At 68.1% G+C, this 9,686-nt stretch carries 11 protein-coding genes and 2 pseudogenes; 4 read left to right on the top strand and 9 right to left on the bottom strand.

Annotated elements, in window-relative coordinates:
- Positions 1-332 precede the first annotated feature (332 nt).
- Together ACWD3E_RS42805 and ACWD3E_RS42810 are read left to right on the top strand one after the other, a co-directional pair.
- Positions 333-716 (top strand): 2'-5' RNA ligase family protein, encoded by a 384-nt coding sequence (locus ACWD3E_RS42805; protein WP_451392868.1) that lies wholly within the window; start codon positions 333-335, stop codon positions 714-716.
- Complete coding sequence (locus ACWD3E_RS42810) at positions 662-871, top strand: hypothetical protein (RefSeq protein WP_451392878.1); 210 nt, start codon at positions 662-664, stop codon at positions 869-871. Before ACWD3E_RS42805 ends, ACWD3E_RS42810 begins: the two co-directional genes overlap by 55 nt.
- 60 nt (positions 872-931) lie before the next feature.
- Here the strand turns inward: ACWD3E_RS42810 and ACWD3E_RS42815 are convergent.
- The 5 genes and pseudogenes from ACWD3E_RS42815 to ACWD3E_RS42835 form a co-directional block, all read right to left on the bottom strand.
- Positions 932-1,036 (bottom strand): annotated as a pseudogene (locus ACWD3E_RS42815) (IS21-like element helper ATPase IstB); the annotation flags it as partial.
- 76 nt (positions 1,037-1,112) lie between these two features.
- Positions 1,113-1,295, bottom strand: coding sequence for a hypothetical protein (locus ACWD3E_RS42820; RefSeq protein WP_451392869.1), 183 nt, complete (start codon positions 1,293-1,295; stop codon positions 1,113-1,115).
- Positions 1,296-2,646: 1,351 nt separating this feature from the next.
- Positions 2,647-3,249 carry a tetratricopeptide repeat protein gene (locus ACWD3E_RS42825; protein WP_451392870.1) on the bottom strand — a complete coding sequence of 201 codons (603 nt, stop codon included), beginning with the start codon at positions 3,247-3,249 and terminating at the stop codon, positions 2,647-2,649.
- Between the two features lie 85 nt (positions 3,250-3,334).
- Positions 3,335-4,555 (bottom strand): sensor histidine kinase, encoded by a 1,221-nt coding sequence (locus ACWD3E_RS42830; protein WP_451392871.1) that lies wholly within the window; start codon positions 4,553-4,555, stop codon positions 3,335-3,337.
- A gap of 11 nt (positions 4,556-4,566) precedes the next feature.
- Positions 4,567-5,220 (bottom strand): response regulator transcription factor, encoded by a 654-nt coding sequence (locus ACWD3E_RS42835; protein WP_451392872.1) that lies wholly within the window; start codon positions 5,218-5,220, stop codon positions 4,567-4,569.
- 293 nt (positions 5,221-5,513) lie between these two features.
- Here ACWD3E_RS42835 and ACWD3E_RS42840 point away from each other — a divergent pair, with 293 nt between their 5' ends.
- Positions 5,514-5,789 carry a hypothetical protein gene (locus ACWD3E_RS42840; RefSeq protein ID WP_451392873.1) on the top strand — a complete coding sequence of 92 codons (276 nt, stop codon included), beginning with the start codon at positions 5,514-5,516 and terminating at the stop codon, positions 5,787-5,789.
- A 59-nt stretch (positions 5,790-5,848) separates the two neighbouring features.
- Here ACWD3E_RS42840 and ACWD3E_RS42845 read toward each other — a convergent pair whose 3' ends face one another.
- Genes ACWD3E_RS42845 through ACWD3E_RS42860 form a run of 4 tightly spaced genes read right to left on the bottom strand, consistent with a single transcriptional unit; the run spans position 5,849 to position 9,439 of the window.
- The gene (locus ACWD3E_RS42845; RefSeq protein ID WP_451392874.1) at positions 5,849-7,093 is read right to left on the bottom strand and encodes an ABC transporter permease; all 1,245 of its coding nucleotides are present in this window, start codon (positions 7,091-7,093) and stop codon (positions 5,849-5,851) included.
- Positions 7,090-7,800 carry an ABC transporter ATP-binding protein gene (locus ACWD3E_RS42850; protein ID WP_451392877.1) on the bottom strand — a complete coding sequence of 237 codons (711 nt, stop codon included), beginning with the start codon at positions 7,798-7,800 and terminating at the stop codon, positions 7,090-7,092. Before ACWD3E_RS42850 ends, ACWD3E_RS42845 begins: the two co-directional genes overlap by 4 nt.
- 2 nt (positions 7,801-7,802) lie before the next feature.
- Positions 7,803-8,933 carry a peptidoglycan-binding protein gene (locus tag ACWD3E_RS42855; protein ID WP_451392875.1) on the bottom strand — a complete coding sequence of 377 codons (1,131 nt, stop codon included), beginning with the start codon at positions 8,931-8,933 and terminating at the stop codon, positions 7,803-7,805.
- The gene (locus ACWD3E_RS42860; RefSeq protein WP_451392876.1) at positions 8,930-9,439 is read right to left on the bottom strand and encodes a hypothetical protein; all 510 of its coding nucleotides are present in this window, start codon (positions 9,437-9,439) and stop codon (positions 8,930-8,932) included. Before ACWD3E_RS42860 ends, ACWD3E_RS42855 begins: the two co-directional genes overlap by 4 nt.
- Before the next feature lie 117 nt (positions 9,440-9,556).
- Between ACWD3E_RS42860 and ACWD3E_RS42865 the strand changes: the two are divergent.
- Positions 9,557-9,686: pseudogene (locus ACWD3E_RS42865) on the top strand (transposase); the annotation flags it as partial.

A 9,686-nucleotide genomic window follows, 5' to 3' on the forward strand; every position in this document is an offset into this window, starting at 1 on the left:
CACGACCTCTTCCACGGCCCCGAACTGTCAGCCCAACCACCTTGCCCACGAATCATTTTCGGGCGACTTCGTGTATGGCTCGAAGGAGCCTGACTCTCACTCAGAGTGGCCGCATCACAGAAGTTGAGCCAGAGCCCTGCAACCGACAGCGTTTGTTCATTGGTTCCAGCGGCGCTTGGTGATCGTCGGCCGTCTGGATGTTCGCGGGAAATGACGGCAGTCGTGGTCCGGCGCGGTCGGCTCCCCGCTTGTTTCGTGCTTCGGATCGCTCATGGTCATGGACGCATCATGAGTGCTGCCGGTCGGCTTCCGAGGTGGCAGCATGCGGTGTCATGGCAGTCGACAGCACCAGCAGGTTTCAGGCAGGCCGGACGGGACTGATCGTCAGGATCCCGGACGCGGAGCCGGCTGTCCGCGCATGGCGTGAACGGTTCGATCCGTCAGCCCAAGCAGGAGTGCCAGCACATGTCACGGTGCTTTTCCCGTTCCTCGACGAGAGCCGAATAGATGCGCGGGTCCACTCGACTCTCACTGATGTGCTCGGCAGCCATCATGCCTTTGAACTGCGGTTTGAGAGCTGCGGGCGGTTTCCAGGAGTGCTGTATCTCGCTCCGGAGCCAGACGCGCAGTTGCGGCTGCTCACTGAGGTGATCGCTGACCGGTGGCCGAAGCCCCTCCCTATGGGGGCCAGTTCGCCGAGATCGTGCCCCACCTGACCGTCGCTGACGGTCAGGAGGATGCAGTTTTGGATGAGATCGAGGCTGACCTGCTCGGCAGACCCCCCTTCACCTCCCGGGTCGCATCAGTTGACCTCATGGTGCATGACGGTGCGAAGTGGCAAGAGCGCGCGTCGTTCGCACTCCTTGAATGAACGAGCCCTGAGCTTGGCCGGCCCGCCGCAACGGGCAGCGGACCAGCATGAAGACGCCAGTCAGCCGGCTTCGACCTGCTCGGCGCGGGCTCGGGTGCCGGCCAGCCGATAGGAGTCGGTGCCGGTCTCGATGATGGTGCCGTTGAAAGTGAGGCGGCCGACGACGTTGCCGACTGCGGCACCAGGGCCTCGTTGGCGAGTTCGTCCTTCGACGCGGCGTTGCTCGACCCGGCATCACAGTTCACCGGCCGCCGGCGGTGGTGACCGTAGTGACCACGGCGACCAGGACCACGGCACCCGCCAGGGCAACCGTCAGCGGCTGGCTGAGCACCGGACGGCGGTAGGCAACGTAGCCGAGCGCGGCGACGGCCAGCAGGCCAACCAGGACCAACAGCAGCACAACCAGCAGGGCGAGTGTGGACACGAGCGATTCCCCTCGGGGTTCGGGCACGCGGGCTGTCCGCATGCGATGGTGGGGGCTGCGGGATGCAAAAGTTCCCTGTGGCCCTTGGAGCGAAGACGCGACACAGCGCCCCAGGTCCCGGTAAGGGAGCCGGTTACCTGACGGATGGATGTGGCAGCCTCTTCTGTCAGCCGGCCACCTCCTCGGCCGTGCCGTCCCGGCACGGCACGGCGGCCCGCGCACCGAGGGCGCCGGCCGTCAGGTGGGGCCGGTTCAGGCGCAGGTGCTGGACAGCTTTCGGGGGCATCGGTTGGGGCATCCGGTCCAGCCGGTGTCAGTGCGCTGAGCTGGACGCGGAAGAGCACCCCGCACAAGCAGCAGCGCACGCTCCAGGCCGTTTTCAGGCTCCGGTAGGACTCCGCAGCCTCCAGCCCGTACTGCCGGAGCCGGGCCTCGGCGTCCCTGACGTCCAGCTTCGGGGTCGGGGGGAGGGCTGGTTCCCGCAGGGCCTGTGCCCGGTGGACCTTCTTCCACGCCTGCACCCAGTCGTCCCGCACGCGCTCGGGCACCATGCACGCGTGCAGGAGAGCCAGCAACTGCTCTTGGCTCGTGGGAAGGACTGTCGGGTGAGGATGCGCTATGCCGTGGAGCGGGACAGCGGCCCCAGTTCAGGGCGCTGTTCCACATTGCGTTCCATGGCGCGGTAGGTCGGCCCGCTGCGCTCCCGCAGTTCCGCCAGCGCACGGCCCATGTCGGCCCGGTCGGCAATCAGGTCCGGCCTAGGCGCCTTCCCCAGTGGCAACGCGCTCGCGTGCCGCCTATCCCGTCGCCCTTCGGCCTGAGGCGCCCTCTCCCACAGCTCGCGTGCCCGGCCGTCGGAGACGCCGCAGGCTGCCTCGTACGCCAGGGCCACCCTGAGCGTGGGCAGAACGATCCCGCCCGACGCGCGCTGGAGCGTGGTGGCGCTGACCTTGACGCGCTCCGCCAGGACCTCGTAGGTGACGCCGGCGCAGGCCTTGCACCACCGCAGGTGGCCGGCGCGCCGCCGAGTTCGAGGGGAACGAGGTGGTCTTCTTCGCAGTCGGCGGTGCTGGTGTCGCTGTACCCGTACTCACCAATCTGCTGGATTTTCAGCGGGTTGGTGTATGAGGTCGGTGAGCGCACGGTCGAAGTCCAGCCGGATACGCAGATCGTGGAGTTGATGGTGGCCTTGGTGACGTCGGGGCGACACGTGGCGCTGACCCGTTCGAACCCTATGCGTGCCGGTCCAAGCATGCCCGGGCTATGTCAGTCTTCGGATCTCTGAGTTCCTCGAACAGCCGGAGAGCCTCGGTCCATGCTGTACACGCTTCCTCGACCCGCTCCAACCCACTCAGGAGATCGCCGACGTCCAGAGCGTGTCGGCTCGTTCGAAGTCGGCGCCGACGGTGGTACTGCGCTCATCATGCTCGCGATAGTGCTGGATGGCCTGGTCGACATCCCCGATGTCGACATAGGCCTCGGCGATGTTGCGCAGGAGGCTGAGTTCGCTCATGCGCCCGTCGTGCTCGCGAACGATCGGCATCGCTTCGGTGCACAAGCGCAACGCTTCAGCGGGTTGTCCGATCCTCCTGAACGAGGCGCCGCTGTTGAGCAGGCATATCCCCTGATACCGCACGTGTCCCGTCTCCTGGGCGATGACCATCGCCAGCGCGAAGGTCTCAATGGCTTCGACCTGGCGATTCCGGGCCTCCAGGTTGCCCAGGCTGATGAGCGTGGACGCCTCCCCTTGGCGGTTGCCCACGGCCCGGTAATGCACCAGCGATTCGCGCAGACACGACTCGGCATCGTCGAGATGGCCGAGGTACCTGTAAGAGGAGCCCAGAGCGCCCAGTACGCGTCCCAGGGTCTCCGTGTCGGCCAGCTCACGGGCCGACGCCAAAGCGGCCTGGTGCGCTGCGAAGTGTTGAACCACTCCACCAGCCTTCTCAACCAACCAACAACACCCCAGGTGACACACCACCCCGTAACACCATCTACAACCCCCCAAAAACGACAGCTGGACAACACGGTGCCGGTGGTCACTCGGGCCGGGCGGTAGATGCCAGGTCCTGTCCGGGACCTACTGCGGCACGGCTGGCCTTCTCCTCGGGCATCCGTCTGCGCCCCTGGGGAGAAGGCGCCGGAAGCTGGAGCGTGATGACGAGTCCGCCGGTCGGCCTGGGGTGCGCTTGGACGGTGCCCTCGTGGGCGTTCATGACGGCCCGTACGATCGACAGTCCGAGCCCGGCCCCCTTGGCGGAGCCGACCCGGTCGGTCCGCAGCCGACGGAACGGCTCGAAGATCGACTCAGCCTGTTCCGGGGAGACCTTGGGGCCGGTGTTCTCGACCTGGAGATACGTCAAGCCGGCGGACTCACGCGTCCGGATCCAGATCTGTCCGTTCACGACATTGAACTTGACGGCGTTCTCGATCAGGTTGGCCGCGCAGCGTTCGAGCAGCACCGGGTCACCGACGGCCGGTGCGGGGTGGAGAACATGATGGAGCGTCACGCCGACCCGCCGGGCGGTCTCGGCGAGTTGTTCCACGGCGTGCGACACCAGGGCGGACAGGTCGACGGGTGACCGGTCCTGCAGCTCGCGTTCCGACTTCGCCAGCAGGAGCAGACCGTCGAGCAGCCGCTCCTGGCGGCTGATGGTGCCCAGCAGCTTGTGCCCGAGAGTCTTCACCGCGTCGGGCACCCCGCCCGGCTTGGCCAGGGCCACATCGATCGTGGTGCGGTTGATCGCCAGCGGGGTGCGCAGTTCGTGCGAGGCGTTGGCGATGAACCGGCGCTGGGCGTTGAAGGCCCGGTCGAGCCGTTCGAGGAGGCTGTCGAAGGTGTCCGCGAGTTCCTTGATCTCGTCGTTCGGCCCGGTCAGGCCGATCCGCTCGTGCAGGGTGCTCTCCGACAGCCTGCGGGCGGTGGCGGTCATCTGCTGCAGGGGCCGCAGCATCCATCCCGACACCAGATAGCCGAGCAGTACCGACAGGACGGCCAGGGCCAGCAGCGTGAGCACCGCGCTCTGCACCGTCTGGTCCAGGACCGCCTGCTGCTGCTTGGCGATCTGCTCGGCCATGTCGTTGTGGGAGGTGATTGTTGTCGATCCGGGGATCTCCTCCTGGGGCGGCTTGGTGACCAGCACCTTGAACTCGGTGTGCACGGCACGGGCGGTGACCGCGTAGGTGGCGGCCTCAAGGATGGTGCCCGTGACCAGGAACAGCGCTCCGTAGACGAGGGTGAGCCGGGTCCTCAGGCTCATGTGCATGCCCTTCACAGCCGGTATCCCACGCCGGTGACGGTCTCGATGACACGTGGTTCACCGAGCTTCTTGCGCAGTGCCACCATGGCCACCCGAACCACATTGCTGAAGGGGTCGATGTTCTCGTCCCATGCCTTGTCGAGGAGTTCCTCCGCGCTGACCACCCGTCCGTCGGCCCGCATCAGCTCCTCCAGCAGCGTGAACTCCTTCTTCGTGAGGACGACCGGCCGTCCGTCGCGCTCGACGGTGCGTCGCTGCGGGTCGAGCCGGATGCCCGCGCGTTCCAGGACGGGCGGCAGCGGCGGGGCCGAGCGGCGGGCCAGCGCACGGATCCGGGCCACCAGTTCATCGAACACGAACGGCTTGGCCAGGTAGTCGTCGGCGCCGAGCGAGAGGCCGTCGATCTTCTCCGTCACGTCGTCGGCCGCCGTGAGCATGATGATCCGGCTGCTGCTGCGCTGGGCCACCAGTTGACGGCACACTTCGTCGCCGTGCACCTCGGGCAGATCGCGATCCAGGACGATCACGTCGTAGTTCGTGTAGCTGGTGCGGTACAGGGCCTCTGCCCCGTCGTAGACGGTGTCCACGGCGATGGCCTGGTCCCGTAGTCCCTCGGTGATGGTTTCCGCGAGGATTTCCTCGTCCTCGACGACAAGCACGCGCATGTTCCTCCCCCCGGGTCAGTGTCCGATGCGATGGTTACGCAAGGGATGTTAGGTTCCAATAAGGTGGTTCCAACGGGCATTTGAGGATTCGGAAATCCCCGTTTCCCGGTCGAAAAGCACAGGGAATGCCGTCCGCGCGCCGCCCGTGCCCCGCGACGTCGGATCCATGCGCGTACTCCATGCCCGAACCCGTCCGTTTTCCGGAAGGAGTCCCGTGTTCCTGGCCCCGGTCTTCTCGCCGCCGACGTGCGCACCGACCTGACCCGGCGCCGGCCGACCCCGAGGTGCTCGCCGTGGCCCTGCTCGTGCTCGCCGTCACTGTCGCCGTCAGGCTCGCGGGCGCCTGCCTCGGCGCACGGCTGAGCAGGCTGACCCGCTGGCAGGCCCTGGCGCTCGGCGCCGGCATGAAGGCGTGCGGAGCCATCGAGGTGATCGTGGCTGGCCAGCCTGTGGCCCGGCGGCGGACCTGCGGCTGCAGGCTCGGGCGGAAGCGGCCTCGAATGGCTGACCGCAGCCAACAAGAGGTTCCGGTGGAACCAGGACGAGGCTTCGGCGGCCGGTCGACGTGATCGTACGGCCGCCGGAGCCTCTCCCGGCGACGACGGGGGGACGCCACCGGGGGAACGGGTCAGGCGGTGGCGAGGGCCACCGTCGGAGAGAGCCGGGCCGCCCGCATCGCCGGATAGATGCCGGCGATGGTCCCGATGGCCAGCGTCGCGCCGATGGCTCCGCCGAAGGCCCACGGCGGCACGACCGGCGGCCAGTCCCGGTAGAGCGCGAACACGATCGTGGCGGCCGATCCCAGGACCGCTCCGACGACGCCGCCGAGCAGTGACAGCAGTAGCGACTCGACGAGGAACTGGGTACGCACCTGCCCGCGGGTGGCGCCGAGCGAGCGGCGCAGGCCTATCTCGCGGCGCCGTTCCAGGACCGAGATCACCATGGTGTTGGCGACCCCGACGCCACCGACGAGCAGCGCCACCGCGCCGAGTCCAAGCAGAAGACTGGTGAAGGTTCCGGCGGCGGCAGCCTTGGCCGCCAGCGCATCGGAGGGCCGGCTGACCTTCACCTCTTCGGGGTTCTCGGGGTTGACGGTGCGGGGCAGGACGTTGCGGACGTCTTCCACAGAGGCGTCGGTGGAGCGTTCGTAGATCATCGTGGGATGGGCGTCGAAGTTCAGGTACTTCTCGGCGGCGTCCCAGCCGACCAGGGCCGAGCGGTCGATCTCCGGTGCCAGCGGCAGCGTCTGAAGAATCCCCACCACGGTGAACCAGCGGTTCGCTATCCACACCTGGTCACCCACGTGGGACAGGCCGAGCCGCTTGGCCGCCTCCGAACCCAGCACCACGGCCGGGTACTTGGCGGTAGTGGCGTTCAGCCAGGCGCCCTTGCTGACCGACCCGTCGAGCGTCTTGAGCAGCTCGGGGGTCGTGGCCTGGACCGCGATGCCCTGCGTGACCTCCTCGGGGATCAGGCTGTTGCGCCGGACCGTGGCGTCGGTCTTTCCAGTCGCCGACACGGTCGCGACCGGACCGATTCGCCTGGTCATCGCGACCGACGTCTCGGGTAGCTTGGCATCGCCGCCGAAGATGGTCTGGCCCGGCTGAACCGTCAGCATGTTGGTACCCAGCGAGTCCAGCTGACGCAGCAACTGCTCCTTGCTGGACGAGGAGATACCAATGACGGCAACCATGGTGGCGATGCCGATGGCGATGCCCAGGGCCGACAGCACGACCCTCGTCGGCCGCGACCGCAGCCCGGACATGCCCACCCGGAAGATGTCACTGGGCGCGAGCCGGGCCGGCGACAGCCGCCGCGCGGGCTTCGTCGACTGCCCGGTCCCGACGGACGCGGCCTGGTCCGCGCCGCTCATGCCGACACCCCCTTCCATGCCGCGGTCAGATTGCGTCCGGTGCCCGCGCCGCCGTCCGTGACGATATTGCCGTCCCGGACCCGGACCTGACGGGGCGCCCACTGCGCGATGTCCTGGTCGTGCGTGATGATCGCGATGGTGGTGCCGGCGTGGTGCAGGTCCATCAGCACGCTCAACACCTCCGAGCCGGCCGCGGTGTCGAGGTTTCCGGTCGGCTCGTCCGCAAGCAGCAGATCGGGTTCCCCGGCCACCGCTCTGGCGACCGCCACCCGCTGGCGTTCACCACCGGAGAGCTGGTGCGGGCGGTGCCTGAGGCGGTGGCCCAGGCCGACCCGTTCCAGGGCGGCACGTGCGACCTCGCGCCGCTTCGGCAGGGAGGCCCCGCCGTAGAGGAGTCCGTCGGCCACGTTGTCGAGGGCGCTGACGCCGTCCGCGAGATGGAAGGACTGGAACACGAATCCGATGTGCCGGGCACGCAGCGTGGACAGCTCGCGGTCCGACAGTTCGGCGACGTCGTACCCGGCGATCTCCACACGGCCGGTGGAGGGCCGGTCCAGGGTGCCGATCAGGTTGAGCAGGGTGCTCTTGCCCGAGCCGGACGGCCCGACGATGGCTGTCAGTTCGCCCGGCTCGATCACCAGGTCCACCCCGCGCAGTGCCTTGACGCCGCCCGGATACGCCTTGGTCACGCCGGTCAGCTCTACGATGTTCATGAGCTGGGCACCTCGACCTTCGTTCCTTCGCCGATGCCGGAACCGGAGAGCTCGACCCGTCCGCCGCCGTAGGTGCCGGTCTTCACGGCCACGATGTGCTTCCCCGTGCCCTTGACGACTTCCACTCCGAAGCCGCCCTCTCGCAGCGCGAGTAGCGCCTCGATCGGTACGGACAGCACGGCCTTGGCGCGCTCGCTCTCCAGCTTGACGGTCACCGGTGCCTGGTCGATGTTGCCGCTCTTCTTGGCGGAGAACCTGATGTCGACGTCGATGGTCGACTGGCCCCCCTCCTTGCCGGCCTTGGCCACCTTGCCCACTGAGGTGATCTTGCCCTTGACCTCTTTGCCGTCGGGCAGGATGACGCCGACCGTGGCCCCCTTTCTGGCCAGGTTCTGCTTGGCGGCGTCCAGGTCCACATGGACGGTCGGCTCGGTACCGGTAACCGTCAGCGCATTCGCGCCGGCGCCGGCCCTGCCGCCCTTCTCCAGGGCCACCTGGCTGACCCGCAGCGGCCCGGACTGGAACACCACCTGCGAGGCGTCGACGGTGCCCGTCTCCACCAGTCCCAGGTCGTCCTGCCACTTCTTGACGGCCTCGGCGGTCGCGGAGGTGAAGTCCTTGTCGACCGAGAGACTGTCGCCGTAGCCGAGAGCCTTGAGGTTGCTCTCCAGCTCCTTCACGTCGGCGCCTTCGACGCCCTCCTTCAAGGTCCGGTAGAGCGGCAGGGACCCGTACATGAGGGTGACCGGCTTGTTGTCGACCTTGAACAGCGGCTTGCCGCGGGTGACGGTCGCGCCTTCGACCGGGATCCAGGTGACCACCCCGTTCGCGGTCGCCGGGATCGTCCGCTCGTCGACGTAGGTCAGTTTGCCGTCGACGGACTCGGTCTCGACGACGTCTCCCCGGGTGACCGGTGCCGTCGCGATGGCAGTCTCCTCGGCCTTGCCCGCCGACGAGTCGTCCCTCTTCAGGGTGAGGGCGGCGGTCGCCGCGCCGGCCACGATGACGACCAGCACGGCCGCCATCAAGAAGGCGCGCTTGCCCCAGCGCCGCTCCCCCGGCTCCTCCGGCCAGGCGCCAGCGGTGCCGTTCGGGGACGACTCCCGCATGGTGTCCGGCGTGCTCACGAGGATCCCATCTGCATCGAACCGGGCAGGTACTTCTGGCACTTCTTCTGCGCTTCCTCGGCCTTGGCCCGGGAGCCCTGGGGAACCTGCATCTTCAGGCCCTCACCGGGCTTCGGGTCGGGAATGTCGACGCCGTTCTGGCGCATGCACTGCGCGAACTTGACCATTCGGTCATGGGCCTTGCTGTCGTTTGCGTCGGCGTCAGCGGGAGCGGCGTCCTGCATGTACTTCTGGCACTTCTTCGCTGCCCCCTCCAGCGTGTTCTTGCCGGAGCCGCCACTGCCGGTCACCCGGAGTGGCTGGCCCGGCTCGGGGTCCTTGACGTCGACACCGTTCTCGCGCATGCACTGGGCGTATTTGAGCTGCGCCTCCCGAGCGTCCGCCGACTTGCTGGCCCGGGCGGTCGCGGCGGACTTGCCCTTGTCGGCGCTGGCGACGCCGCTGTCGCCGCTGCTGCTGCACGCGGTCAGCGTCAGCGCGAACGGGATGACCGCCAGCACGGCCATATCGCGGATCCTCACGGTCCCACCTCCTCACCGGGGCTCCCTGCCTCGGCGACGTCCATTGGACCGGCGACCTGATTAGGCTGGGATTAACCGGCCGTGACCCGCGAAAACCATGCGGAACAGCTGGCCGGCTGGGGCATGAGGCCGCCGGGCATCGTGGCCGACGCCGCCTACGGCACCAACGCGCACCTGCGGGCCGCCCTGGCGGACCGCGGAATCGACTACGTGCTGGCCGTCCGAGCGGATG

It is taken from the genome of Streptomyces sp. NPDC002676, from assembly GCF_053592455.1.

Coding starts and splice junctions, on each gene's coding strand:
- ACWD3E_RS42805 (WP_451392868.1), top strand. CDS start 333: ATGGCAGTCGACAGCACCAGCAGGTTTCAGGCAGGCCGGACGGGACTG.
- ACWD3E_RS42830 (WP_451392871.1), bottom strand. CDS start 4,555: ATGAGCCTGAGGACCCGGCTCACCCTCGTCTACGGAGCGCTGTTCCTG.
- ACWD3E_RS42835 (WP_451392872.1), bottom strand. CDS start 5,220: ATGCGCGTGCTTGTCGTCGAGGACGAGGAAATCCTCGCGGAAACCATC.
- ACWD3E_RS42860 (WP_451392876.1), bottom strand. CDS start 9,439: ATGGCCGTGCTGGCGGTCATCCCGTTCGCGCTGACGCTGACCGCGTGC.
- ACWD3E_RS42845 (WP_451392874.1), bottom strand. CDS start 7,093: ATGAGCGGCGCGGACCAGGCCGCGTCCGTCGGGACCGGGCAGTCGACG.